The sequence below is a fragment of the Clostridium sp. TF11-13AC genome, from assembly GCF_003481065.1.
Classification (GTDB): Bacteria; Bacillota; Clostridia; order Lachnospirales; family Lachnospiraceae; genus Otoolea; species Otoolea fessa.
On the sequence record NZ_QUKJ01000003.1, the window covers coordinates 388,436 to 413,441 of the forward strand.

Sequence of the window (25,006 nt, forward strand, 5' to 3'; positions counted from 1 at the left end):
CGCTGGCTTGAGCGGATCATTGTCTGGGAGGACCACTTCACTGTGGAGCTTAAGTCCGGACTGAAAATTGATATTGGAGGGTAATCCCGTAAATGCACGAAACCCTCTCGACCATGATGGCCGGGAGGGCATTTTCTATATCCACAAACTAAAACTTCATTCCATTTGAATACTAATAATGCCGTATATTTGTCTCTAAAGGGCAAATATGCAGCATTTCTTTATTCTTTATGTGCGTGATCGTACATCTTTTGAATATCCTCCGGCAACTTATCCGGTATCATACTACGGCAATGATCATTTGAAGGTTATAGTGTTTGGTATCGCGTGTGATCTGACGAGAACCTTCGGTTTGAACTATTCGGAAATTCCGAATAGTTAAATCTTCTTCAAGCTCTGAATCAGCATAAATCTTCTTGATACAAAGTCTATTCGCAGATTGCTACGCAGAAGGACTTCGATGCATTTTAACAGAAAATCCACAGCTTGTATAATGACATTATGTTGACATCACCCGAACTTCTGCATATACTATACTTGAATGGAGGTGTTCTGTATGGCAACAACTAATTTAAATATTCGTACAGACAAGGCAATCAAGGATCAGGCGGAGGAAATCTTCAATGAGCTTGGTCTGAATATGACAACTGCTGTAAATATATTCCTGAGAACCGCTATCCGTGAGCATGGTATTCCTTTTGAATTAAAACTGGAAGTACCGAATGCTACCACAGCCGCTGCCATTGAGGAAGGCAGAAAAATGATGAAGGATCCTTCTACTCCGCATTATTCCAGTATGGATGCGCTTAAGGCAGCTCTCGATGTATGAAATACGACATTTAGTTTACCAATCAGTTTAAAAAGGATTTGAAGCTTGCCAAAGTACAGTTTACAAGGGACTACACAGGGTAGGTATCTGACGGGAGGGGTTCCGCCCGTCAGATTTTCCATGTGATATTCAAGCTGTCGCTTGTGGCGGCTATGGTGGTAATCATCAAATCCACCACACGCCGCTTGTCATCAAAGGATACATCCTCCCAAGTGTCGAGGTAGCCGGAAATCTGGCTGACCTGTTCCGGGCTGATGGCTTCCACCGTCAAATCCGCTATCCTCGCCAGAAGTTCCTGCTTGCGTCCGTCCAGTTCCGCTATCTTCACATTCACATAGGAGAGCAGCACATTGTTTGCGCCCGTCAGACTGTCCACCAGTTTTTCAATCTCGCCGTCCACATGGGCAAGCTCCACTTGCAGGGCGGCGATTTTCGGGTTTGCCTTTGCCGCTTTCTTTCTGCCCGTCAGCGTTTTGTAGCTTGCCAGCTTCTTCACCATCTGCTGATAAACAACCGCTTCCAGCTCCGAAGTGATGATTTTCCCGCACCCGGCACAGCTTTTATTGTCCAGCCGCTTTGTGCAGCGGAGATATTGCTTTCCCACAGGATTGTTAATGCTCATAAGGGCATACCCGCAGTTTCCGCACTTGATTTTTCCCGCCAGCCATGTATGGGTGGCTTTCCGGGCAGACTGGATTTTCATGTTGTTCATCAGCTTCTTGCGGCAGGTCAGCCAGATGTCGGAGGGGACAATGCCCTCATGGGGAGCCAGTACCAGCATTTGGTCTTTCAAGTCGTTCTTTTTGCTGGGCTTCACATCCCGCCCTTGATACAGATAGCAGCCGTTCATGCCGGTAAAATCGGCAGCGTCATTGACAATGATTGTCCCTTGACTTTTGAAAAATTCGTACACATCAAGGTCTGCCTGCACATAGACAGGATTGCGTAACATCTGCGCCAGCGTGGGGCGTATTAGTTCCTTGCCGTTGAATAAAATTCCCTGTTCGGCAAAGTACCGGGTAATGTCCCCGTAGGAGGTTGTGGGCTGGGCGTACATCTCGAACATCAGCCGGATATTTGCCGCTTCGTCTGGGTTTACCACCAGCTTCTTTGTGTTGATACCGTCCATCTTGATTGGCTCTGTATGGAAGCCATAAGGGGCTTTTCCACCCATCTTAAACCCTCGCTGGCTGCGGGAATAATAAGCGTCCGTCACCCGCTTCTGTATCGTTTCCCGTTCAAGCTGGGCGAACACGATACAGATATTCAGCATCGCCCGCCCCATCGGGGTGGAGGTATCAAACTTTTCCGTAGAGGACACAAACTCCACTTCGTACTTTTGGAAGAAGTCCATCATCTTCGCAAAGTCGAGAATGGAACGGCTGATGCGGTCGAGCTTGTAAACCACCACTTTCCGCACAAGGCCGCTTTCAATATCCCGCATAAGCTGTTGGAATTGTGGACGCTCCGTATTTTTCCCGGAATACCCTTTGTCCTTGTACTCTTTGCAGTTCCCGCCTTTCAATTCGTATTTGCAAAATTCAATCTGGCTTTCAATGGAAATGCTATCCTTTTTGTCTACCGATTGTCTTGCATAGATTGCGTCTATTCGATTGTTCATATTGTCGCTCCTTTTCTTAAAAAAGAAACGGAGCTGCTGACAGTTTTATTATACCGCCAGCAGCTCCGCAAATCAACGATGGCTTTGGAAAACCTTATGCCCCGGCTTCCTCACTCTGCCGCTTGTCGGCATACTTGCGGAACACCTCATAAAGCTGCTGCTCCAGTTCCCGGCGTTTGACCGCTTCCTGTTCCGGCGTGAACACCGGGGAGAGGTTTTCCAGCGTGATTTCCCTGCCTTGAAAAGTCACGACTTCCGTTTCCTTTTTGTATCTGATAGTGGTACTTATAAAATCACCTTTCCTTTCCATGCTGCCGCTGCTGCCGTTTCAGCTCCGCCAGTATATCCGGCGGGATACGGTCTACCAGCCGTTGAATGTCTTTCAGTTCGCTTTCCAGCTTTGCCCGTTCCATCGTATCTTTCATCTTGCCTTTTTCACTGGCTTTTGCCCTTGCTTCCAGCTTTTCATTTTCCGCTAACAGGTCATTGATTGTGACCTTGTATTTTTTCAACTGCCCGGAGAAATTCCCCATCTGTGGGAACCACTTTTTCAGCAGGGAGAGGGCTTCCTCTTTTTTCTTTCCGGCATTCAGCGGGTTAATGCCGTCCAGCGTGGCTTCAATGGCTCTTGCCTGTTTGGATAGATTGACCGCCTGCTTGAACAGACGGGGGGGGATATGCTTCCTGCCTGTCTTGCTGGCACTTTCCCCACGCTCCAAGTCAGGATATTTCTCCACCATATAGGCGTGAAAATCGTCCTGCCACTTTGTCAGGTTTGCCCGGTTGCCGATAATCTCCTTTGCACACAGGCGGTTGTCCTTTGTCAGCGGAACAAAGGTCAAATGCAGGTGGGGCGTTTTCTCGTCCATGTGTACCACCGCCGACACGATATTTTCCCGGCCTACCCGCCCGATTAAGAAATCAGCCGCCCTCTGGAAAAATTCCTGTATCTCCTTTGGCGACTTCTTCTTGAAAAACTCTGGGCTGGCGGTAATGAGCGTATCGACAAACCGGGTACTGTCCTTGCGGGTTCGGCACCCCGCCTGTTCAATCCGGCTCTGAATGAAGTGGTAGTAGCGTCCCTCCGGCTTGATGATGTGGAAATTGTATTTGCTCCGGCTGGTATCAATGTCGGGGTTGCTGGCATACTGCTCTTTCTGCCTTTCGTGATGGGCTTCCAGCGGTCTTGCCGGATTGCCCTTGTGTTTCTCAAATCGCAAAATTGCGTGTTGTGCCATAAACTCCTTTCCCCGTTCCTTTCCCTTCCGGGATTTTTTTCACAGGAAAATCCCGCAGAAAATATCTCGGATAGGAAGGGAATGGATAGAATATAAATCAATATTTTTATCTCTGTATTTCTATATACCGTCCGGTTTTCGTACTTCAAGAGGATTGATTATCGTACTTGTGGAGTGCGGTTTTCAGTCCTCCGGCGTACCAGAACGGGATTTCTTGAAGTCGGTATTTGGAACCGCTTCATAGGATTTTGGGAAAATGCGGTTGGGTTTTCCACAGCCCTGCTTCTGGATCTCCACCAGTCCGGCATATTGCAGTTCCCGCAGGGTATTGACTGCCTTTTGCCGCCCGCAGTGGAGCAGCTCCACCACCTCGCAGATTGGGTAATACAGGTAAATCCGCCCGTACTCGTCCGCCCAGCCGTTCTTGCGGGATAACTCCGTCCGGCGCAGGATAAAGGCGTACAGTAGCTTTGCTTCATTGGGCAAAGCTGTGAATGTGGGTGCTTCAAAGAGGAAATTCGGGAGCCGGGTAAAGCTGACCGCCTTTTCCGGCTGATGGATATAAATGGTGTTTGTCATATCGTGTTTTGTGGACGGTTAGAAGCCCGTTTTCGGGGGTAGACGGTAGTTTCTATTACCTGCCCCTGTTCTGTGCTTGCAAAGCCTTGAAAATCAAGGACTTTTCAGCCCCTAACTGTCCACAGTAGACCTCCTTTTCCGTTCACTTTCTGTTTTCTGCCGCCTGTGAACTCTGGCGGCACAGCCGGGGCAGTATTTTGCCCGGTTGGATTTAGGGACGAACACACCGCCGCAGACCGCACAGCGTTTCGTGTCCTTATCCCGGAAAATCTCCGCTTCCAGCGTCCCGTCCAGCGGCAAAACCGCCCAGCGGAACCACTTGCAGCAGACGGAACAGGAGATCTTCTGCGGGCAGGCGCAGGCGTCCCCATCGTCAAGGACAATGCAGTTCCCGTCCTCATAACAGCAGCACTCCCGGCGGATCAGGGCGTTTGCCTGTTTCCTCTGTGCCGGTGTCATGCGGTAAAGGGAACCGTCTTGCTTGCGCTCTATGGGCGGCAGTCGTTTATATGGGTTCTCTCTCATGTGTTTCCTCCATTTTGCTTTCCGTTGCCGCTCTCTCCGAAAAGGCTTCCTGCCCCATTCCTGCGGCGTGTTCCGGCGTTGGCACGCTCCCCACAGCTTCGGGACAAGTTGTCCCGAAGTGACCTCTGGACAAAGTGTCCAGAAGTTGGCTCCTTGCGGTGCTTCCCCTGCCGGGGTATTCCTTTTCGGACGGTCATTTGGTTTTCAAGGTGCCGTCCATCGATGAACTACCCTAAGTCTACACCTAAAAGACCGCCCGACCCGTATATCCGAAAGGTAGGAAATCCGCCAAAAAAACTGCCTATTTCCACGCTCTCGGAATTGTGGTAAAGTGATAAGTACAAAGAGACAAATCGAAATCTATGAAAATAGTACAGCGAGAAGGAGTATGCGAATGCAGGATACAATCATTCAATTAAAAGCTCTTGGGCAAATGCCTGACTCATTAACAGGTAATCCAGCAGGAGAGCTTGTCAGCAAGTATGACGAACTACTTATAAAAGTGAAAACACCGCTTACAGAGGAAGAAGTTGAGGCATTAATTGGTATTTTTCCCGAAAGTACGATGTATGAAGTTGAATGGACATTGTTACATTTAGTTGAAACATATATGAAACCAGAATTGCTTTCAAAATATAGAAATTTAATTTCAAAATGCCCCAGTGAAGAGTGGAGAGACACTATGAAAGTACGCTTGGATAATTGGGAAAAGAAAAATGGTAGACTTATTTAATACGACACCTTCCCATTTATCGGGCAGACAAGGAGGGAGTGCATGGAACTATCCATACAGGAACGCTTAAAAGACCTGCGTGTGGAACGAGGGCTGACGCTGGAACAGCTTGCGGAGGAAACTCATCTTTCCAAATCTGCTTTAGGCAGTTATGAGGGAGACAATCTCAAAGACATCAGCCACCATGCCCTTATCCAGCTGGCAAAGGTTTATGAAGTGACCGTTGATTACCTGCTGGGACGCTCTAAAACAAAAAATCACCCAAACGCCGATCTTGCAGACCTGCGCTTGAGTGATGATATGATTGAACTATTGAAAAGTGGGCGGGTGGATACTTCCCTCTTGTGTGAGCTGGCGGTACACCCGGATTTCCCCCGGCTGATGGCTGACCTTGAAATCTATGTGAACGGAACGGCAGTCAAGCAGGTACAGAGCGCAAATGCCATTGTGGATATTATGAGCGCAGCCATTATGAAGCAGCACAATCCCGGCTTGTCCGACCCGCAGTTAAGACAGCTTATCGCCGCTCATATTGACGATGACAGCTTTTGCCGCTATGTGATACAGCAGGACATAAACAAGATAGCCCTCGACCTGCGGGAAGCCCATAAGGACGATTTTTTCAGCGTTCCGGAGGACAATCCGCTGGAAGATTTCTTGCAGACCGCCGAGGAAACCGCTAAAGAGGACAGCGACCCGGAGCAAGCATCGCTGGCGTTTATCTGCAAGCGGCTCAAATTGAATTTGAAGAAGCTGTCTGAAGAAGAAAAGAAGTGGCTGAAAAAGATTGCACAGAAGTCGGACTTGCTGAAAAATCCAAATCCCCAGCGGGGGAGGAAATAAAAGAAATATATTACGGAGGAAATACAGATGAGATTTTGGGGCAAAGCCAGAAAACAGGATAACAGAAAAAATATTTGGATTGAGCATCTCAATATTGATACAGGAAATTGGTTTCAAGTGTTTTCAGCTTGCTTAGGTAAAATGATAGCAATACAGACTGCTTGTAGTGAGCAGGTGGTAAAGGGGCAGGACTGGAATGTTGATTTTTCAGAGGGCGTAATACTTTTTGGAAATCAAAAGTATCCGCTTCAATTCATCGGAAGCGAGGCAACATCAAGTAACACATGGCTGTGGGGATGGGAAAATATCAATGGATTTTCCGAGAAAATTATTCAGGTAGCCACACACGCAAAAGTAGTGGGGGAACGCTGGAATTTAGAGCCACTAACGACAGCAGAATTTACATTGGACGATACATTCAACGGGCATAACCTGTCTATCGTAACTTGCGGCTTAGTTGATAAGTATTGTTATTACAGAGGTCCACATTCTGGTGGAGCAATTTTTGTTGCATTTTCAGGTGTTCCTGATAGTGTGTTTGCCTCCATCGATGTTCAAAAATTCGTATCTATAACGACGCAATGTATTCAACAATTTCATATTGATCACAAAATTTTTGTGGAGGGATTTCTCTCGTGGAACAATACGCAATATGAATGGGACAATCAAACATTACTCGCTCATTTTCAGCAAGATTTGAAAATTGAGTTTGAACAAGTAAATAATTTTTGGCGTATTTGCGCTATGAATACCATTTTATCTGGAAAATAGCAAAGCCAGCCGAGCCAGTCAACGGTCAAGATGAACGGCACATTTTATGTGCCGCCGTTGACAGCCCCGCCCGTCTTTGCTAAAGGGTAATCAAGGCGGGAAAGCCCTAAAATGGCTTCCCGCCCATTTCAATTTCTGCGGGAGTATGTCCACAAGTTCGGGACATTTTGTCCCGAAGTCCGGCATGGGACGAAGGACGGGAGCTTTCATATACGCCCTGTCTGCTGACGAAACCAGCCCTGCGCTTGCGGCTCTACGCCACGCAATCACAGCCCTGTTTTCCTGCCGCTTCAAATGCCCTTGCCCTCCCGGTTGGCAACTTCATTTTCGCAGCAACGCCGACAGAGCGTATAACACACTACACTTTGCAAGCAAAGTCGTGTGCCAAGGGGCAAGCCTCTTTGGAAACCCCTGACAACAAAACAGGCTGAATATCCCGCACTTTCCCGGTGCTTGATACTCAGCCTTTATTTGTTGTCAGCAGCCCGTTTCTCGGTCTGCGTGTAGTTCCTTGTAAACTGACCTAAAAAGCAAAATAAAAATCTTGATAAGCTGTTTGAGGTAATCGATATTCTGGCGAATGGCGGTATGCTGGAAGCAAAATACAGAGATCATGATCTTACAGGCAACTATAAAGGCACGCGTGAATGTCACATCGAACCAGACCGGCTGCTTATTTATGAGATTCGTGGAGAAGTTCTTCTTTTGATGCTTTATCGCCTTGGTTCACATTCTGAGCTGTTTAAGAAATAATCCCAAAATCGGAAGTTGTAGGAGGAAATTTTTAATGAATATAACGGTTTATCTTGGGGCAAATGAAGGAAATGACCCATGCTTACGAAAAGCAGTTGAGGAATTGGGGGCATGGATTGGAAACAGTGGAAATGCACTTGTTTACGGCGGTTCTAAAGGTGGTTTAATGGGAGCATTGGCAGACAGTGTATTGAAGGCAGGCGGTGATGTTACGGGTGTTGAGCCGAATTTTTTTATTGAAAATGAGTTTCAACATGATGGACTGACAAAACTGATTGTGACTAAGGATATGTCTGAGAGAAAAAACAAAATGATTGAGTTAGGAGAAGCCTTTATTGCCTTCCCGGGCGGCACGGGAACATTGGAGGAAATTGCAGAGGTAATGTCGAAGGTGTCTTTGAAACATCTGGAGGCACCCTGCATTCTCTACAACCTGAACGGTTACTACGATGATTTGAAAGCACTTCTAAATCATATGATTGAAAAAGGATTATCTTCTAACGAGCGACAGGAGGGAATCTTTTTTGTTGAAAATCTGGATGATATAAAGCGAATCTTGAGACGGGCATAACTTATGTTTGCACAGTAAAATGGAGTTGCATTAGCGAAAGACAGAGCACGATCAATTCCAATTTGACGGAGTAATGGATATGAAAATCCGAGAAGTGAACGAAAATAAAAAGCAATTTATATCATTATTGTTATTAGCTGATGAACAGGAGAGCATGGTTGAGCGCTATCTTGAAAAAGGTACTATGTATGTGCTTGAAGACAATGATGAAAAAGCAGAATGTGTTGTTACCGATGAAGGTAATGGAATACTTGAAATCAAGAATATCGCAGTCGATCCGGAAAATCAGAGAAAGGGCTATGGCAAAGCACTAATTGATTTTCTTGCCAGTAAATATGCAGATGAATATTCTGTTTTGCAAGTTGGAACAGGTGACAGTCCATTGACGATACCATTTTATGAAAAATGTGGGTTTGTTCCTTCTCACAAGATTCCCCATTTCTTTACTGACAATTATGACCACCCAATTTATGAGGGCGGTGTACAGTTGATAGATATGATATATTTGCAAAGATGTTTATAACTTCCAGTATTTGTCAACTTCTTACTTTTGCTCATATTATCACCTCATCAAATTCCGATTGAGATTTCACCTGTTTTAAGAGATTTAATAACTGTTATATTTTCTTATTAAATTCTCCGAAAACCCTTGAAAACACTGGATTTGTCGCAGGTGAGCTTTCCCTTATTTTTTCCCTTGTGTTATATATTCCCATATAAGTTTACAAACTCTGATAAGGGAAAATACAAGGGCACAGAATCTTTTGACGTATACTCGCAAACCAAGCTGTCACTCATTGTCCGAGTGACATCCTGGTTACTTGCTATCCCTGATACCTTATTCTTTCTACCAGCGTTTCCTTTTTCAGATTACTGCTTAAAACGCAGGAAAGCACAATCTGCAAAAGGCTGACCAGCAAAATCATAGCAAGAATTGGTGTAATTGGAACATGATAGACATTCATTCCAAATATCCCATTATGCTTTGCATAGGCAAAGAGCACGTAGCCAAGTGGCAGACCAACGACAAGTGCTACACATATGGTGCCAACCGTAAAAATCAGTCCCTGTAACTGCAGACATAAATTTAATTGTTTATTTGTCATACCCACAGCCTGTAATACACCATATTCCTGCTTTTTTATCGTAATATTCATGATCATGGTGTTTGCCATATTCATAAAACCGATGAATCCTACAACCGCCATAAACAGATAACAGCCAAGCTTCATCGTGCGAGCTGAGAATTCTGCAGATTGTAACTGCGCATGATAAGTACCCATTTTTATATGCGAAGTATTAGAAATCAATGTATTCAGATTTTGCTCCACAGATGCCACATCTTTTTTGTCACAGTCCACCCACAGATAGCCATAGGCTGTTCCTCTCGGATTCATGGAACGGTATACACCTTCTGGAATGACAAGATAAGTGTCCGCGCTTACAAAGGATCCTGCAATCTTTCCCTGATAGGTATAGGTTTCACTTCCATTCTCAAAGTCAAATGCAATGGATTCACCCGGAGCATATCCATCTTGTTCCATCCACGTTGACCAGCCAAAGAAAATATCACCATTCTTTACCGCCTGATCATAGTCCATAGAGCCAATATCCCCGTCCTGGCGCATAAAATCAAAATCATTTTTGCTCACAATATCAGCCGGAAATCTTGTTCCGTTCAGATTTACAGAGACTATCTCTCTCGTCATGACATCTGTCACTCCCGGAATGCTTTTGATTTCTTCGATCAGCGAATCATTCAATGGATTATCCGTCAGAATCGTATCCAGATTATTCTCCGGATATCTTTCATCATACTCAGCAGAATAGTCAAGCTGCAGTTCAAATTGTCCATGATTAACGGAAAGACGTGCTTCATGCTCCGTGTCAATATTTCCCACATAATTAGAAATAATCACAAACAATGCGCAGGAAAGCCCCAGTGTGAGGATGGTACCAATGGTTCTTTTTTGGTTACCCATTACATTTGCCATTGCCATAGAAAACACGGTGACATTTTTTCTGCCATTTCGTTTTCCTTTTTTGTGTGTTTCTGCATTTTCTAAATACCGTGTTGCTTCGATAGGTGAAATCCGTGAAACAATTTTCATTGGTTTACGCAGTGCCAAAGCAACGGTAAGAAATGATACGAAAATACATAGAAGCATAACAGGCAGGGAAAACAGTGACACCTGCTGATTTTGGACTCCCATAGAGTCAGTTCCGGTTGATACAAGATTCCCCTGTTCTACCAGCCAGTTAAAACCGCATTTTGCAATCAGAAAGCCCAGAAGCAATCCAACCGGTATTGAAAAAATTGTCAAAAAAATGCCCTCTCTGAAGATCAGTTGTTTCATCTGCTTTTTTGTTGCTCCCAGAGCCTTGATTTTTCCATACTCCTGTATCTTGTTGGCAATACCGACCTGAAAAATATTATAAATGACCACAACAGAGAAAAGTACAATTGCAAGAATCAAAACCCCGCATACCGCAATCGTTTCATAACTCGGCTGCAAGACCCATTGCAAATAGAGATCATTGACTATAACGTTTTTTTCTTCGATCCCACAAGCTGCTGCAATCTGCTTTATAACCGAATCAATATTATTCATAGATACATTTGCAGAATCATTTAAAGTAAAATAAATATTATACTGTCTGTCATTCTCTGCGACGTGCTCATCATAAAACTCCTGTGACCCGAAAGCAACATAAGATGCCTCGATGGTATACTCATCCCGATCATATAGGATTCCGCTGACAACAAATTCTTCCGACTTATATTCTGACTGCATCCCTGCGCGGTAATCCAATGTCACCGTATCCCCGACTTTTACATCACCATACCCCATTGCACGGAAAAATGCTCTTCCTGCGGCAATTTCCTGCATTTTTTCCGGATACTTTCCTTCCTTTAACTCATATTCTTTATTATAGGGAAGCATTTTTTTTGCAGTCTCATCCATGCAGACAAACCCGCCTTTTTCATTGCCTTTTATGATACCTTCGGTGCACATAGTGCCTGTAGCATCTATTTCCGCACGGCGGTTTACTTCTTTTAACTGCGATCCGTCTGCGGAAACAAACAGACCATAATTGCTTCCATATGAGCCTGCCGCCTGACTTTTCTGTAAATGAATTACCCCATTTCCCACAGTACTGATGATAACAAGCAGCATCGTAGTCAGACATATGGACATCATGATCAGTATACTTCTTGTCTTGTTCTTTTTGCCATTGCTATGTGCAATCCTGCTTATTGTCTTCATCTGAAATCCACCACCTGTCCATCCTCAATCACCAGAATGCGATCAGCGACCTGTGCGATTTCGTCATCATGGGTAATCATTACAATCGTCTGACCATATTTTTTTGCTGTCATTTTAAGCAGTGCAATCACCTCATCGCTGGTCTTAGAATCAAGATTGCCTGTGGGCAGTGTTAAGTTAGTACAAATATAAAAAGGCTACACACTGACTGTGTACCCCTCTGCAACGAACCCCAGCAAGCCTGCTGCCTGCCGGGGTTTTGTTATTCTCCCATATTGTCTGGCACGTCTTCTTCCGTGACCGTTCTTTCTCTTGCAATCAGCTTCAACGGCAAAAACGGACATTTTCTGTATGTTTCGTACTTGTCACCCTCTCTGCACATGAAGCAATTTGACCGCACGCAGTTTTTATTTGCAAATTCTGCCGCCGCTTCTTTGTTTATCATTCAATGCCCCATTCCTCCCGGCAAGCCTACCACCTGCCGGGAATGTCTTTTTACATTCTGCCTACAAATTCCAGTGTCTTTGTCTGGCGGTCAGCATAGAACAGCTTTTCTGCTGTTGCTGCTTCTGTGAAGCCGTCCTGCTGTAAAGTGTTCGTGTTAATCTGCGTGTCATACTGTGTAATCACAATCTTGCTTTTTGTTCCCTCTGTAATTCTCCACGCTGTCACTACGTTCTTGCCGCCTGCGAACAGGTTTCTAAATTCTTCCTCTGAAAAACCCTGCTTAAATTCTGTGAACGCTGCTGCCTTGATTTTGTTTAATGCTTTCTTTGTCATTTCTGCCATTTTGATTTCCTCCGTATTGAATTGTATTGACTTTTTGTGTTAAGCACTATTGCTTTAACTGCCTTTATTATATACTTACGGAAGTATATTGTCAATAGTTTTTTTAATTATTTTCCATTTATTGTCATTCTAACAGTTTTATTGCACTTCCTGCATTTCTGTATTGGTCTTGTTTTCACCTCTCCAAACGGTTTGCAGTACCCCGTTTTGCATACCGGGCATACATAGTAATTATGAATTATGCAGCACCGCTTTTCTTCCACGCTACTTCCTCCCCAGTTCTGAATTTATAATGTCAATCACATTATTATACATGAGGTCCATTCCATTTCTGAAATGCTTTTCTTCTTTGTATAGTCCACACCCTTTTAAATCTGTGTAGGCGTTTTCAACCTGTCTTTTCACGTTTTCCAGTGTTCCCGGCTTCCATTCTTCGCCCAGCACCTCTGCTCCTGCTGCCATTGCCGCTTCTCTGGCTTCTTTCTTCTGCTCCTCCAATGTCTTTGGTGGTTCCATAATATCTTTCATTCTATATTCCATAGACTATTCCCCCTTTCTGTTGTGTCTTCCTTGTGTAGTGGTGGCAATGGTGGCACGGTGCTTCTGCGTCATTATAATATAGGCACTTTTCGTCTGTATAATATATACAGTCCGAGCCGTCCCAGCCATGCAAAAAGCCCGTTTCAAATTCCTGTTCTTTTACTCTTTCTGCCACGTCAATTCCTCCCCGGTGTCCCGCTTGTATTTCTCTTTCACCGCTTCCACAACATAGTTGTTCTGGGAAGAATAGCCCTGCACCTTTGCTATTTCTTTGATACGGGCTTTCATACCCTTTGGCACCGCAAGTTCCATGCGGTCATAATTGCTATCACGGTATTTATTCTTTGCTACCGTCGCCGCAGGTCCTCTTGGTATATATTTCTTTTCTGTTGTATCTGGCATTGTCTGCACCTCCTGTTGTTTTATTCAGTATATCACACTTTGTTTTCTTACGGAAGTATACATTTTATACAATCTTACGGAAGTATATTTGTTTATTCTGCCCATTGCTTTTATACTTCCGTAAGTATATAATAAAGACAGTTAAAGAAATCAAGCACATGGAGGGCAAACGATATGGGAAAAATTATTTACATGGAAGATAGAATAAACGGGCTTCACTGCTACACCCCGGAAATGGGACAGCGCAAGCCGGAAGTCAAAATGGAAGCCAGCCTTGCATATTATGGCAAACACTACTTTGTTGATACCCCGCTTGAATTAAAAGGCAGGGGCATAACGGAAGTTGAAGCCCACTGGGTTGACGGCTGCCAGAAGAAAATTGAGAACTGGCGCAGCTACCGTGTCACAAAGGCAGCTTTTGAAAAGCTGAAAGCGCAATATCCAATTTCAATGGAATGTTATCTTGATTAACAATAGCACGGGCGGCGCTGCTGCCGCCCAGAAAGAATGGTGATGATATGAAAAAGTTAAAATGGACGCTCAATGATATTTCTTTCAACCGCAGCAATTACAGACCTGTTATTGCCCGGTTTGACAACTCTAAACACTGGCTGGGTATTCCCTCCATGACAACTACCTCAAGCGCACGGGCAATGTTCCGGGAACTCGCCAACGCATACGGTGCAACCTCCGTTGAATTAAAATACTTTTATGATGATATGGACCAGCAGACCGAAACCGACGTTGTGGACTTCCTCAAACTCTCTGCCGGGTACAAATTCAGAAATGAATTGCAGGTGCCAGCCGGAACCCGCCGCAAATTTGTTGAGTATGAAGAAAAAGAAATTTTTGAAATGAGGTGATTGTATATGGGAAAATCTTATAATAGACGCTTTAGAAAGAATGGTCTTTCATTCATGGTGCAGGACACGCACCCGGCAGACCGTAAAAGTGATAATGATAAATACTATCTGACAGTAAATAAGGACGGTATATACAAAATTGTGTATGATAGTATCACATGGGAAATTCCAAAGTTTCCAACCATACACGCAGCGCAGTTTTGGGCGCTGACCAGTTCCGATTTTATCGGCACAATGTAAATGACGCTGTATTTGCCCCGTAAACGTAAAAAAGACCGCAGGTGGTGTATTTCTCCACTTGCGGTCTTTCTGCTTTATTCTGGCTTATTCTGTGCGACGCTGGCGGTATTATTTGAGGTCTGCCAGTGTGTTTCCTTTTTCATCAACAATCTTTGTGACTGCCGCCGCCATTTTCTCTGCTTCCTCTTTCGGAATACAACCAGTGATATTTCCGGCAGCGTCATAAATGTTCACTGTTCCGTCTGCGTTCACCTCTGTTGCTCCCTCCGGCACGTTGTCTGTTGCAACTGCCACTTTCTCTGTGTTAATCACAACCGTTGCTGCCGGAACTGCTGCGACTGCTGCCAGTGGCTCTGCTGTTGCGCTCTCTTTTTCTCCGGCTTTTATTGCATTGTATGCAGTCTGGGCAATGGCTTTCAGCTGTTCTTCCGTGACATTCAGCCCGGCTTCATCAGCAATCTTTTTCAGCTGCTCTACAACTGCTGCCATTTTTTCTTCCCCGGTCTGACCCTTTTTGAACTCTTTTGCCCATTCCACAAACTGTGTTGCCCATTCAGACAGTGACGCCAGCTTGTCCGTCACGGTCTTTGGAATGTTCGGAAATACATATTTTCCAAGCAGGAACGCACCCAGCGTCACGCCAAAATATACAGCTGCATAAATAACATTATCCATTTTCTTTTCCTCCCGTGATTATGCAGGCAATTTCAATGTCTGCCCAGCGTAAATTGTGTTACTTGAAAGACCGTTCATGGTCTTAATTTCATTGTATCTGCTGCCGTCGCCCAGCTGCTTTGCTGCAATAGCCCAAAGGCTGTCACCAGCTTTCACGGTGTATGTACGCACGCCGCTTCCCGGAATTTTGATTTTCTGACCCACGCTAATGACGTTAGGGTTTGCAATGCCGTTGTAGCTTGCTAACTTCTGGTAGGTTGTACCATACTTTGCAGCAATACCAGAAAGCGTGTCACCACTCTGCACTGTGTAAACCTGTTCCCCGGTTGCTCCCTGTGCTGGCTGCGCTGGTGTCGCAGGCTTTGCAGGTGTGCTGCTGGCTGTCGCTTTCTTTGAGAAGTCCGGCACGCCAAATCCTCTGATATAGCGCCCGTTGACTTCCAGCGTTCTTCTACCAACTGCATTGGACTTGTTGCCCTCGATAACAGTGATAGTGTGACCGTTGCAGCTTTCTACAATGCCCACATGGTCTGCGCTTCCTGTGCAGTCACCAACGCCGTTGTCGTCCCAGTCATAATAGATGTAGTCGCCCGGTTCCGGCACCTTTGCGTCATTCTCACACCAGCGCCCCATATTCTGCCACAATTTAATCTGGGCGTCGCAGCCGCACTCCGTAGGAATAATGTCTGTGTAGCCAGCTTCAATGGCAATCTTTGAACCAAAGGTTGCGCACCATGCGTCCGTATACTTCACCGCATACCCTCTGGCAAGTGGTTTGTGCCTGTTGTAGTCGTCAATGATTGCATGGTGTGCCGCCGTGCCCCCTTTTACTCCCACATAGGCTGCTGCTCTCGCAGCAAATTTCTTTCTTACTTCTGATACATTCATATTGCTTGTACCTCCATTCTCTTTATTGCTAACGGCTCTTGCTGCGTACTGGTCAAAATACTTCTGCCCGTATTCTGCACGCTTTGCCTTTACCGTGTCGCTCTGGTCTGCCGGGCGTTCAAACTGTGTCAAAACTGCATTGGAAGCAGCCGCCACAGTCTGCGCCGTCTTTAATACTGACAATGTGGCTTTGTAGCCCTCTGTCAATTCTTTCATAAGGAACCCCAGTTGCATTTCCATGTCACCAATAGACTTCCCGGCTGCTTTTGCATATTCCAGTAAGGCGGCTTTTCTGGTGTGATATGTCCACTGTGCCAGCCCGTAGCCTGCGGCGTCCTTTGCAAAATTCGTATAGCTGCCGTTGTCCACCGCCGCCGTGTAGCTTGCGTCCGTGTGTCCCAGCTTCTTTTCATAGCTGTTCTGCAAATTCTGCGGGTTCAACCCACTTTCCGCAAACAAGTTCCCCATTAGTCCGGCTGTCCCGCAATCGGACAGCCCATTTGATTTTAAAAAGTTCCAAATCTTTTCAGCTGTTGTGTTTCCTGCAAGTCCCATGTCCTGCACCTCTCTTTCTTTACTGCGTCATGCTTGAAAAATCAGACAGCGTGCCGGACAACTCCGGGTATGCTGCCTTGATTTTCAGCAGGTTTTCTGCCTTTGCTTTCCAGCAGTAGAAAGCTACTGCGGCAGCAGTTACCCCGCCAACAAAGGTCAGTAAAACGGATAGCTGGTAAAAATCTTTTGCCACCACAACCCACACACCCACGCCAAACGCTATGTAGTAGGTTGCCAGAATGGAAAAGATAATGATTTTTGTTGCCCCGGTCTTGCGCTCTGGGTGTTCCTGCAATTCCTCTTTTCTTTTCTTTCGCAAGCGTCTGAAATGCGGTAAATTGCATAAAAAAAGCACTGCAAATGCCAGTGCAAAACCGATAATGAAAAATATTAAACTTTTCATGCTGCTTTTCTTGTACCTCCTGTTATGTTTCTTCCGGCTCTGTCTTTATCAAAGCAAAGTCGTTTGTGCGCATACACTCTTTGTAAATTTCCAGAATATATTCATGCGCAACGTCAACCTGTCCATTGGTCAACTTGTGGTCCTTGATGTACTTGTCATACTTTGCAAGTATATCAATGATGTGGTCGAACTCCTCTTTTGTGTGTCGCCTATGATTTATGCAACTGCTCTGAAATTCCAGAATTTCCATGCGCCAGCTGTCAACCTTATGGTCTGTAAAATCCTTTTGCAGCTGGTCCAGTTGCTCTTTCATGTCGTGGTTCATCAAATTTCCCAGCTGTTTGATTAACCAGCGCACGGGCTGCACTTTAATTCCCGGCGTGAGGTCAATAACAATTCCAATCCTCGCAAGCCACACAATAGCTTTCTGTACCACTTCCCAGACGTCCGCTGGGTTAAGCGTCTGCATTGCTTCCACTGTCCGTCACCTCCTTTTTCTCCGGCTGCTGTCTGATATAATCATCAGTGCTGCCATAATATCCGCAGAATAGACCGCATTTGTTGGCTGGCTTCTTCTCCGGTTCTGGATATGGCTTGCCCATTTCTTGCAAGTACAGTTCGTTTAGGCTCTGGCGCATACCGTAACTGTTGAAGTGCTGCAATATGCCCCGGTATGAAGCAACGGACCTATCCAGTGTATCTTTGTCAATCTCTCCGGCGTGATATGCTGCAAACATATATTTCAATCTACGTTTCAGCTTCTTTGCCGTCTTCTTGCGCAATTTTACGTGTGTTGACCAAATACGGAAGCCCACAAACTCAATACCCATGCTGGTTGGTCTTATGCATGTTTTCTTGTTAAGCTGTAAATGCAGCTTGTTTCCCAGAAAGTCCGCAATCTTATTCTTTATCTTTTCCAGATACTTTTTGTCTGGGTGTAAAATTATAATGTCGTCCATATAGCGTATGTAATAATGCAGGTGCAGTTTGTGTTTGCAGAACTGGTCAAGTTCGTTCAAATACAAATTCGCAAACATTTGTGAAGTCAGATTGCCAATAGGCAGCCCAACTTCTCCCAGCAATTCATCAAACGCCACGTCGCCAATGTCGGCACCCAGCGGCAGACCAAAGTTTGTGTCTTCGCAGTTTATTATTACTGACAAGACGTACAACAAATCTTCATCAGCAATCTTCTTCCGCAAAATGTCCATCAATACTTCATGGTCTATTCTGTAAAAATACTTTGCAATATCCAGTTTCAAATAATAGAAACGCTGCGGTTTCCGGTCAGTCTGTTTCAACCAATCATGCAGGCGGTTGACTGCTTTGTGTGTTCCCCTGCCTACTCTGCAAGCGTAGCTGTCAGAAATGAACTGCTTTTCAAAATATGGGTTCAGCTGGCTATATATAGCGTGCTGCGCCACACGGTCTTTGAATGTTAGTGACATAATCATGCGCTTTTTCGGCTCATAAACATAAAATATGTTGTAGCGTCCCACGGTGTATGTCTGCCAGATAAATTCATTCTGTAATTCAATCAGATTTTCTTCTAACTTATCCGTGTACGCCATTACATCTGGTCTGTACCGTTTGCACTTTATCCCGGCTTTGTACGCATTGAAAAGATTTTCAAAGTCGTAAATCATAGGGAAAATGTTTTTGATTTTGTGCAATTTCTTTTCCCTCCTGTTGTTAAAATCTGCCGTACAAATCAAATTGCGGTTCTTCCGCAACTCAAACGTGATATATACATTCAGCGCCAGTCTTCCCGGCTCTGACTTTCAGCCCTGCGGCTTACTAACTATCTTTACGGCTATTCAATCTTTTTCCTACGGCTCCCGGCTGGCAGCCTTTGGAATGGAAATAAACCCCTTTAACCCAAGCGCACTGGACGTGTCCACTTGTGGGCACGACTGCTGGCAGAAATGGGGTGAAGCGGAACGCAAGGACACATTGTTGTTGACGTTAGAACGGGCGTTGTTCAAGTTCAGCGCACCAGCGCCACCGTTGGAAGTGTTGTTGAAACTCGAACCCCGGATAGGCACGGCAAGTCCTCTATTAACGGCTTATTCCCATAATATAAAAAGCAGGTGTTACCCTGCCTTTTACCAGTCTTATTTTGCAGCACTCCCATTCCCGGAAGTGCTGCCGTTCAGTGATTTATAATAGCCGCCCACCATGCAGCCTATTTCATTGATATATCTTGCCATCATTTCATATTTCTTCATTGGCAGACACGGTTTGCCGCTACGTGTGTATTTTGTACTCGCCGCAAGTCTTATCAAATGCCGCAGCACATCAACTTTCGTGTCCAGTTCTCCAAGTGTCGTTTTCTTATAGTGCTTGTTTTCAAGCATTATGACCAATTCCAAAATATCCAGCATGGTTCCGTCTATCTTCTGTGCAAGCCCTCTTTTTGCTCTGGGAAATTCTTCAAGTTGTGGTCCTGCATATTCCAGCATTTCCCACACTTTATTTTTCATTTTGAAGTCTTCCTGTGTGGCGTTATCTCGCACATTGTCCAGCTGCGGCGGTCTTTCTTCTGTTGTGTTTTCCGGCATTTCTTAAACCACCTTTATTGTATTTTTGTAGTATGGGGCTTACTGCCGTAAGCCCCGCAGTTTATCAGTTCCCAGTTTCCAGTTATTCATATAAAGCGGAACGCAAGGACACATTGTGGCTGACGAGAGAACGGGCGTAGTTCAAGTCCAGCGCACCAGCGCCACCGTCGGAAGTGTAGTTGAAACCCGAACCCCGGAAAGGCAGTCTTTCGCCGTTATTTCTTGCCCAAAATCTGCCCGGCGTCGTCTGTCCTGCGTCTGGATATAAGCCCGACGCAATCAAAATTTGCGGAATGGTTACGCCGCTTACTGCCTTTGTGTCTTTGAATGGCACGCTTGTGTCGTTGCTGTCTGTTGTCTGTGTTGTGACACTTGTGTTGATACGCAGCGTTGCGTCACTCGCACTGGTTCTGTCAATCTTTAACGTTCCAACTGTTCCCGGTGCTACCAGTGAACCGTCCGGCTTAATTGCTTTCCATTCGGTACTATTTGCGCCCATGTTGCAGTCAGACTTCATGGCGTTTCCGTATGGGATAATCTGAATTTCACCATCTACAATGCGCATACCAGATACCCACTCCCAGCAGTTGCCGCAAAGGTCGGCAATTCCAGCCGGGCTTCCATCATGGTTCCATGTTACCGGACCAGAACCCGTTGCAGTTCTGCCGCCGCCATGTGAACCGTCAACGTATGTATTTACACCCTTTTCATACGCTTTTTCATAGCTTCTATCCCAGTTTGTATTGCCCCGTGGTGTAAATCCATTCTTCATGCACCAAAGATTGATAGCGGCAAAAACGCCGTTCTGGTTAAGGTGCCAGCCCTCACCCTTTCTGCGGCACACTGCAAGTGCTGTGTCAAAGTCAATGTATGCTTTAGGGTCTTTCATTGGCAGTGAATATGCACGGTCATTGACTACCACGTTAATATACTTTGATACCCAGATAACTTCTTTTTCTACCCCGTCCACAATCCACCACGGCAATGTTTCCTGTGTTCCTCCGGTGATAATGTCGGAATACTTCATTTTTGGAATACCCACCATAATTGACGGCATACCCAAATCATCAAACTTTACTGCATTGTTGCCCCCAAAGGAAGCAACCGCCATTGCTAAATCATCAAAATTAGACATAATTCTTTATACCTCCAATCCCCAAAGAATAAGCGTGCAAAGTGACATATCAAACGGGATAGGCATTGGAACTTCTTTCGGTTCTCCGTTTTCGTCCTCTCCGTCTTCGATAACATCATAGCGTCTGGCAGGAATAACAATCTGCGCAGCGTACTTCTGCGCACGTCCTCCGGTTCCAATCACCACGCCGTCTTCTTCGTCAATGCAAATGTCCAGTGATACTTCAAAATCTCTTTCACGGCTGGCAAGATTGATTGTTAATTCATCATCACCAAACGTGATTTTTTTACTGCCGGACAGTGCATATTCAATATGTGTGCCCGGTGTTTTTTCAACTACATTGATTTTATTAGTAGCCATAATATTTTCTACCTCCATTCTGGTTCTTTACTACCTCATTGCTTCTGGCTGCGATAACTTCCGCAGCTTCCCTCTGGGCTGCTGTTCCTCTGCCCTGCACGCCAAAAGAACGCAATACAGCTTCTTCATGCTGTCTGCGTTCCTCTGTCTTAATAATTACGCCTGCCATTAGTAAAACCCGCCTTTCACATAGATTTTCACCGTCACGCTGGTTGCGCTGCCAGTGTGTGCGATTTTGAAACCATTTAACAGTTTTTCAGTAATAACAATGTCACCCGGAAAACCGCCCGTGTACTCCACAACTTCCGTTTCCACGGTGTAGTCCATGTGGTTCCTTTCAGTCTTCAGTGCAACTGCCTGTTTGGAATTGTTGAACGGGTACTGCTGCGTATTTTTCAGTGTCACCGTTTTTGTTTCGCCCTGCAAGTCAGCTGTTGCCTGCTGCTGGTGGATTGTTGCCAGTGCCAGAAGCGCCGCTGTTTCCGTCGCATTTGAAATTCCCTCCTCCATGTGATTGAAGTTGGTTGCGTTCTGCGGCGTTCCCTGCTGAATAATTTCACCCTCAACGGGTGTATGCGTTATTGTCCCGTCGTCATTTCTGCTTTCGGTGTATCTGTCTTCAAATTCTGTTACATGGTCCTGCCACAATTTAGGTTCGTACATCTGTTACACCTCCTTTTCTACAAAGTCAAATGTAAAGCGGTATAACACGCCCTCTTGTACGTTGTTCAAGGGAATGTTTACCGCTTTATCTGCCCACAACTTATTATTCTTGTTGTAAAGCTGCACCCGCTGCACCGTAGCGGTTCCGCTTACCTGCGGGGTAATCTGCACATATACAGCCACCCTGCCGTCTTTCAGACGTTCCCTGCGGTGTATCACCTTTTTTTCGGAAACGCCGTTGACCGTTACTTTCGCATAGGCAATGATATTGTCAATGAAATCTTTAAAATCATTGATTGCGTCCGTTGTCAACATGGTCTTCACCTCCTTTTATAGCTTCCGGGTGCTTCCGCACGGCTTGACGCCGTATGAATACCCCATTGCTTGCGTACTGCTGCCCACGGTGCTGCCCTCTGTCCTCTGCACCGTGCTTCTTTCCGGGACGGTCCCGGCTGCCGGGGTTGTGAAGTGGTATGCTTCCGCTGTGTCGCCCATTGTGACCGCTGCCCCGTCCGTCTGCCCTCTGGTGTTCCTCTGCGGGCTTTCTCCGGCTCTTATGCGTCCGGCTGGTGTATTTGTATACCCAAACGCATTTAACGCCGTTTCTGCGTCAATATGCGTTGTCTGATTGGCAAATATCGTGTTTCTGTACGGTTTTGTACCTGCTGCTGGGGCGTTGAATATGAACCCGGCTGCTTCTGTCCCCACGACAAATGTTCCGGCACCGATACCGCCCCTTGTGTTCCTCTGCGGGTGCGTTCCGGCTTTCAGTCTGCCTGTCAGCGGTGTTTTATATCTGAAATATTCACCGTGGGTGTATATTACCCCGTGGACCTGCCCTTGATATGTCAGTTCGTCCATGTGCGCTGACAGCCTTTTATACATCTTTACCGCCCGGATAATAGCTGCATAGTCTGCCGTGATTTTCTGGTTTGTTACATCTAAAATAATGTGAAAGTGTCCGGGTTCTCCCTCATACTGGAACCATTCTTCCACTTCACTTTCTGGAAATAGGCTGCCCAGTGCTGTTTCAATGGCGTACTTTGTCCCCATTTTTTTGTGAACCTTGACGCTGTTTTTCACTAAGTCCCGTTTTGCTTCCAGTGGGTAGTTATAGTCGTACCAGTCAACGTGCAGGTCATACGCCAGAATGTCCACCAGTTCTTCCGGCAGTTCGTCAAACCGGGAATATATCAAAACGCTGTTCATTATCCCGGAAGTGTCCAGAAGTGCTGCTGCCGTGGCGTTTGCCAGTGCAACCATTTTAGGGTCTTTCTTTAATGCTTCCGGCAAACATTCTGAATAGTCGGCATTGTAAATTGTTTTAGACATTCTCAATACCTCCATTCAGAACCGTTGTGTTTCCCAACTTTGCAACCTTTATGTCTTCAACCACCGTGAAAACAGGCTTGCGAACTTCGACACGTTTCACGCCTGCTTCCATTAGTCGTGCCGTAAGGTATGACGGGTTAATGTCCCGCCCCATTTTGCTTGTTTGCCACGTCTTGTAATCTTCTACCGCCTGCCGTGCTGCCGCTTCAATAATCGTTGCGCTGGCTGCGTCTGGCTGCGGAATATAAAAGGTCACATCAATGTCAAACGGCACTGTTTCCGGCACCGATACTGTCACGGTGTCTGTCAATGGTCGGACGTCAGAAGCGTTCAACGCTGTTTCAATCTCTTTCAGTACCGCTTCCGTTGCCTGCGCTCCATTCTGTAAAAGCACCCGGACGTCTACCACGCAAGGTTCCGGGCTTGTCACCGCCACGTCTGCAACTGCTGGGGACACCGACTTTGTGAAGTAAATATAACCATTTACGGGACCTGCTGTGCTGAAACTCTCCATACTCTCCCGCATACGCTCATAATAACTGTCGTCGTCTTCTTCCTCTGCACCGCCGCTGGTTGCTGTGATATTCTCTGCTTTCTGGTAGTAGTCGTATAGGTCCACAATTTCTTTGACCTGCCCTGCTGCCAGATTGTTTCCAACTGTCCCAGCTGTTGTGCAGACGCCCTCAACGTCCCCGTATGTCTGCCCGGCTTTGATTTCAAGAATTTCTTTCGTTTCGAACAATATTGCGCCGTCAAAGGAAATTCTTGTGCCCGCCGGGATAATTACTGATTGTGTCTGCGCCTGCGATATGTAGAAGCGGAACATTGCAGACGCCGGACTTGCTGGCAGCCTTTCCAAATCCTTGAACAGTTCTGCCAGACTGTCCAAGTATTCACCGTCCGCATAGCGTGGCACGTTCTTTTTTGCAGTTTCGTTGATAATGACACGCTGCTGCACAATGATATTTGCCACCCATGAAATAAACAGCCTTTCTGGTGACGCCGGGTAAACTTTGTAATGCTCACGCCCCGGCACCTGCTGCACCATGTTTTCATATAGTGCAATCAGATTGCTTTCTATCGTTTCTGTGTCTGTTTCCACAAACTCAATGTCTGGGTATTTTCTGTCACTCATTGTCTGTTCTCACCTCCTCCAAATAGATTATAGGAACTGTACGCCCTGTTCCTGCGTCGTGGTCAAATGTAATGTCTGAAACCACCGCCCGTGGTTCAAATTGTTCTATCTGGTCATACAGATAGCCAACCAGTATACTTTCAACTACTGGCTGCGGTCTGCCATATAAGCTGCCCGGCAATCCAAAGTCACGGAACATGGGGCATGACCCTTGCACTGTGTCCAGAATAACTGCAATATTCTGTATTACGGCTTGATGTTCATTTGCTGGCGCAAGGTCAATTTCTTTCAGCAATGAGCCGTCACCTCTTATTACGTCCATGCTTTTTCACCTCTTTGGATATTCTTTCAAGGTCACATCTGCCGTGGCAGCCCAGCAGTTACCTTTATTGTCGTAGCGTTTCAATGTGCTGCTGACTCCCGTTATTACCCACTTATATGACCCGTACTTTTTCCCGCCTAAAATCAAGTAGTTTACTTCACCGTTGCTACACATTTTGTTTAGCTTTTTAATTTCATTCAGCGGGTTTGTTCCGTGAAATACACTGAACGCCATTTTGAAACTGATTGTGTCCGGCTCTGGTCCCAGAAATTCCAGCACATCACGTTTTATATGTCTGTCATGCGTTGCGTACTTTGCAGACACTTTCCAGCTGATTTCATCAAACGTGCGCACCGTCTTTTCTGATACCGAAAAAGCCAGCTTTCCAAAGCTGCCTATCTTCGCCATGCG

General features: G+C 45.7%; 35 protein-coding genes and 3 pseudogenes. 10 read left to right on the forward strand and 28 right to left on the reverse strand.

Annotation, left to right across the window (positions count from 1 at the left end):
• Positions 1-286: 286 nt before the first annotated feature.
• Positions 287-421: pseudogene (locus DXD12_RS09110) on the reverse strand (cell filamentation protein Fic); the annotation flags it as partial.
• A 135-nt stretch (positions 422-556) separates the two neighbouring features.
• On the opposite strand from DXD12_RS09110, the gene DXD12_RS09115 reads away from it, so the two are divergent.
• The gene (locus DXD12_RS09115; RefSeq protein WP_118638148.1) at positions 557-829 is read left to right on the forward strand and encodes a type II toxin-antitoxin system RelB/DinJ family antitoxin; all 273 of its coding nucleotides are present in this window, start codon (positions 557-559) and stop codon (positions 827-829) included.
• A gap of 109 nt (positions 830-938) precedes the next feature.
• On the opposite strand, the gene DXD12_RS09125 is transcribed toward DXD12_RS09115, so the two are convergent.
• The 5 genes from DXD12_RS09125 to DXD12_RS09150 form a co-directional block, all read right to left on the reverse strand.
• Positions 939-2,450: a recombinase family protein gene (locus DXD12_RS09125; RefSeq protein WP_118638150.1), complete on the reverse strand. Its 1,512-nt coding sequence runs from the start codon at positions 2,448-2,450 to the stop codon at positions 939-941.
• Positions 2,451-2,544: 94 nt separating this feature from the next.
• Positions 2,545-2,760 carry a hypothetical protein gene (locus DXD12_RS09130; RefSeq protein ID WP_118638152.1) on the reverse strand — a complete coding sequence of 72 codons (216 nt, stop codon included), beginning with the start codon at positions 2,758-2,760 and terminating at the stop codon, positions 2,545-2,547.
• Positions 2,744-3,688 (reverse strand): MobV family relaxase, encoded by a 945-nt coding sequence (gene mobV / locus DXD12_RS09135; protein ID WP_118638262.1) that lies wholly within the window; start codon positions 3,686-3,688, stop codon positions 2,744-2,746. Before mobV ends, DXD12_RS09130 begins: the two co-directional genes overlap by 17 nt.
• A gap of 183 nt (positions 3,689-3,871) precedes the next feature.
• Entirely contained in the window at positions 3,872-4,267 is a 396-nt protein-coding gene (locus DXD12_RS09145; protein ID WP_118638154.1) for a replication initiator protein A, read from the reverse strand.
• Between the two features lie 111 nt (positions 4,268-4,378).
• Positions 4,379-4,792 carry a cysteine-rich VLP domain-containing protein gene (locus tag DXD12_RS09150; protein ID WP_118638156.1) on the reverse strand — a complete coding sequence of 138 codons (414 nt, stop codon included), beginning with the start codon at positions 4,790-4,792 and terminating at the stop codon, positions 4,379-4,381.
• A gap of 394 nt (positions 4,793-5,186) precedes the next feature.
• Between DXD12_RS09150 and DXD12_RS09155 the strand changes: the two genes are divergently transcribed.
• From DXD12_RS09155 to DXD12_RS09190, 6 genes and pseudogenes are all read left to right on the forward strand, one after another.
• A complete protein-coding gene (locus tag DXD12_RS09155; RefSeq protein WP_002606601.1) occupies positions 5,187-5,525 on the forward strand; it encodes a hypothetical protein in 339 nt (112 codons plus the stop codon).
• A gap of 42 nt (positions 5,526-5,567) precedes the next feature.
• A complete protein-coding gene (locus tag DXD12_RS09160) occupies positions 5,568-6,368 on the forward strand; it encodes a helix-turn-helix transcriptional regulator (RefSeq protein WP_118638158.1) in 801 nt (266 codons plus the stop codon).
• A gap of 27 nt (positions 6,369-6,395) precedes the next feature.
• Entirely contained in the window at positions 6,396-7,139 is a 744-nt protein-coding gene (locus DXD12_RS09165) for a DUF6882 domain-containing protein (RefSeq protein WP_118638160.1), read from the forward strand.
• A gap of 525 nt (positions 7,140-7,664) precedes the next feature.
• Positions 7,665-7,892 (forward strand): annotated as a pseudogene (locus tag DXD12_RS09180) (type II toxin-antitoxin system YafQ family toxin); the annotation flags it as partial.
• Between the two features lie 34 nt (positions 7,893-7,926).
• On the forward strand, positions 7,927-8,463 hold the full coding sequence (locus tag DXD12_RS09185; protein ID WP_107001131.1) for a TIGR00730 family Rossman fold protein: 537 nt from the start codon (positions 7,927-7,929) through the stop codon (positions 8,461-8,463).
• A 79-nt stretch (positions 8,464-8,542) separates the two neighbouring features.
• Positions 8,543-8,986 carry a GNAT family N-acetyltransferase gene (locus tag DXD12_RS09190; RefSeq protein ID WP_118638166.1) on the forward strand — a complete coding sequence of 148 codons (444 nt, stop codon included), beginning with the start codon at positions 8,543-8,545 and terminating at the stop codon, positions 8,984-8,986.
• Between the two features lie 301 nt (positions 8,987-9,287).
• Here the strand turns inward: DXD12_RS09190 and DXD12_RS09195 are convergent, their stop codons facing one another.
• The 7 genes and pseudogenes from DXD12_RS09195 to DXD12_RS09220 all read right to left on the reverse strand — a co-directional run bounded on the left by DXD12_RS09195 (position 9,288) and on the right by DXD12_RS09220 (position 13,463).
• On the reverse strand, positions 9,288-11,732 hold the full coding sequence (locus DXD12_RS09195; protein WP_118638168.1) for an ABC transporter permease: 2,445 nt from the start codon (positions 11,730-11,732) through the stop codon (positions 9,288-9,290).
• Positions 11,729-11,899, reverse strand: a pseudogene (locus DXD12_RS09200) (ABC transporter ATP-binding protein); the annotation flags it as partial. The gene DXD12_RS09195 and the pseudogene DXD12_RS09200, both read right to left, overlap by 4 nt.
• A gap of 95 nt (positions 11,900-11,994) precedes the next feature.
• A complete protein-coding gene (locus DXD12_RS09205; protein WP_117469266.1) occupies positions 11,995-12,177 on the reverse strand; it encodes a hypothetical protein in 183 nt (60 codons plus the stop codon).
• Between the two features lie 50 nt (positions 12,178-12,227).
• Positions 12,228-12,521 carry a hypothetical protein gene (locus tag DXD12_RS09210; RefSeq protein ID WP_117469265.1) on the reverse strand — a complete coding sequence of 98 codons (294 nt, stop codon included), beginning with the start codon at positions 12,519-12,521 and terminating at the stop codon, positions 12,228-12,230.
• A gap of 264 nt (positions 12,522-12,785) precedes the next feature.
• Positions 12,786-13,049 (reverse strand): hypothetical protein, encoded by a 264-nt coding sequence (locus DXD12_RS09215; RefSeq protein ID WP_147324182.1) that lies wholly within the window; start codon positions 13,047-13,049, stop codon positions 12,786-12,788.
• A 1-nt stretch (position 13,050) separates the two neighbouring features.
• The gene (locus DXD12_RS15160) at positions 13,051-13,236 is read right to left on the reverse strand and encodes a hypothetical protein (protein WP_147354021.1); all 186 of its coding nucleotides are present in this window, start codon (positions 13,234-13,236) and stop codon (positions 13,051-13,053) included.
• Entirely contained in the window at positions 13,221-13,463 is a 243-nt protein-coding gene (locus DXD12_RS09220) for a hypothetical protein (protein WP_118638170.1), read from the reverse strand. The genes DXD12_RS15160 and DXD12_RS09220 overlap by 16 nt, the downstream gene beginning before the upstream one ends.
• 174 nt (positions 13,464-13,637) lie before the next feature.
• On the opposite strand from DXD12_RS09220, the gene DXD12_RS09225 reads away from it, so the two are divergent.
• The 3 genes from DXD12_RS09225 to DXD12_RS09235 are packed head-to-tail and all read left to right on the forward strand — an operon-like array spanning position 13,638 to position 14,566.
• On the forward strand, positions 13,638-13,934 hold the full coding sequence (locus DXD12_RS09225) for a hypothetical protein (protein WP_118638172.1): 297 nt from the start codon (positions 13,638-13,640) through the stop codon (positions 13,932-13,934).
• 47 nt (positions 13,935-13,981) lie between these two features.
• Positions 13,982-14,326 carry a hypothetical protein gene (locus tag DXD12_RS09230; RefSeq protein ID WP_118638174.1) on the forward strand — a complete coding sequence of 115 codons (345 nt, stop codon included), beginning with the start codon at positions 13,982-13,984 and terminating at the stop codon, positions 14,324-14,326.
• Positions 14,327-14,332: 6 nt separating this feature from the next.
• On the forward strand, positions 14,333-14,566 hold the full coding sequence (locus DXD12_RS09235) for a hypothetical protein (protein WP_118638176.1): 234 nt from the start codon (positions 14,333-14,335) through the stop codon (positions 14,564-14,566).
• A 108-nt stretch (positions 14,567-14,674) separates the two neighbouring features.
• Here the strand turns inward: DXD12_RS09235 and DXD12_RS09240 are convergent, their stop codons facing one another.
• The 15 genes from DXD12_RS09240 to DXD12_RS09310 form a co-directional block, all read right to left on the reverse strand.
• Positions 14,675-15,241: a phage holin, LLH family gene (locus tag DXD12_RS09240; RefSeq protein WP_118638178.1), complete on the reverse strand. Its 567-nt coding sequence runs from the start codon at positions 15,239-15,241 to the stop codon at positions 14,675-14,677.
• Positions 15,242-15,259: 18 nt separating this feature from the next.
• Entirely contained in the window at positions 15,260-16,684 is a 1,425-nt protein-coding gene (locus DXD12_RS15430) for a phage tail tip lysozyme (RefSeq protein WP_207665264.1), read from the reverse strand.
• A 19-nt stretch (positions 16,685-16,703) separates the two neighbouring features.
• Positions 16,704-17,087 carry a hypothetical protein gene (locus DXD12_RS09250; protein WP_118638180.1) on the reverse strand — a complete coding sequence of 128 codons (384 nt, stop codon included), beginning with the start codon at positions 17,085-17,087 and terminating at the stop codon, positions 16,704-16,706.
• Positions 17,088-17,109: 22 nt separating this feature from the next.
• The gene (locus DXD12_RS09255) at positions 17,110-17,565 is read right to left on the reverse strand and encodes a hypothetical protein (protein WP_118638182.1); all 456 of its coding nucleotides are present in this window, start codon (positions 17,563-17,565) and stop codon (positions 17,110-17,112) included.
• Positions 17,543-18,586: a reverse transcriptase/maturase family protein gene (locus tag DXD12_RS09260; protein ID WP_243105369.1), complete on the reverse strand. Its 1,044-nt coding sequence runs from the start codon at positions 18,584-18,586 to the stop codon at positions 17,543-17,545. Before DXD12_RS09260 ends, DXD12_RS09255 begins: the two co-directional genes overlap by 23 nt.
• A 615-nt stretch (positions 18,587-19,201) precedes the next feature.
• Positions 19,202-19,648, reverse strand: a complete 447-nt coding sequence (locus DXD12_RS09265; protein WP_081338262.1) for a four helix bundle protein — start codon at positions 19,646-19,648, stop codon at positions 19,202-19,204.
• Between the two features lie 82 nt (positions 19,649-19,730).
• Complete coding sequence (locus tag DXD12_RS09270) at positions 19,731-20,783, reverse strand: hypothetical protein (protein WP_118638186.1); 1,053 nt, start codon at positions 20,781-20,783, stop codon at positions 19,731-19,733.
• 6 nt (positions 20,784-20,789) lie between these two features.
• Complete coding sequence (locus tag DXD12_RS09275; protein ID WP_117469253.1) at positions 20,790-21,143, reverse strand: hypothetical protein; 354 nt, start codon at positions 21,141-21,143, stop codon at positions 20,790-20,792.
• The gene (locus DXD12_RS09280; protein ID WP_118638188.1) at positions 21,133-21,312 is read right to left on the reverse strand and encodes a hypothetical protein; all 180 of its coding nucleotides are present in this window, start codon (positions 21,310-21,312) and stop codon (positions 21,133-21,135) included. The genes DXD12_RS09275 and DXD12_RS09280 overlap by 11 nt, the downstream gene beginning before the upstream one ends.
• Complete coding sequence (locus tag DXD12_RS09285; RefSeq protein WP_118638190.1) at positions 21,312-21,806, reverse strand: hypothetical protein; 495 nt, start codon at positions 21,804-21,806, stop codon at positions 21,312-21,314. Before DXD12_RS09285 ends, DXD12_RS09280 begins: the two co-directional genes overlap by 1 nt.
• A 3-nt stretch (positions 21,807-21,809) precedes the next feature.
• Positions 21,810-22,121, reverse strand: coding sequence for a hypothetical protein (locus DXD12_RS09290; RefSeq protein ID WP_118638191.1), 312 nt, complete (start codon positions 22,119-22,121; stop codon positions 21,810-21,812).
• 15 nt (positions 22,122-22,136) lie between these two features.
• The gene (locus DXD12_RS09295; protein ID WP_182457055.1) at positions 22,137-23,138 is read right to left on the reverse strand and encodes a phage tail protein I; all 1,002 of its coding nucleotides are present in this window, start codon (positions 23,136-23,138) and stop codon (positions 22,137-22,139) included.
• Complete coding sequence (locus tag DXD12_RS09300; RefSeq protein ID WP_118638193.1) at positions 23,131-24,273, reverse strand: baseplate J/gp47 family protein; 1,143 nt, start codon at positions 24,271-24,273, stop codon at positions 23,131-23,133. The genes DXD12_RS09295 and DXD12_RS09300 overlap by 8 nt, the downstream gene beginning before the upstream one ends.
• A complete protein-coding gene (locus tag DXD12_RS09305; protein ID WP_118638194.1) occupies positions 24,266-24,595 on the reverse strand; it encodes a hypothetical protein in 330 nt (109 codons plus the stop codon). The genes DXD12_RS09300 and DXD12_RS09305 overlap by 8 nt, the downstream gene beginning before the upstream one ends.
• Positions 24,596-24,601: 6 nt before the next feature.
• On the reverse strand, positions 24,602-25,003 hold the full coding sequence (locus tag DXD12_RS09310; RefSeq protein WP_118638195.1) for a phage tail protein: 402 nt from the start codon (positions 25,001-25,003) through the stop codon (positions 24,602-24,604).
• Between the last annotated feature and the right edge of the window lie 3 nt (positions 25,004-25,006).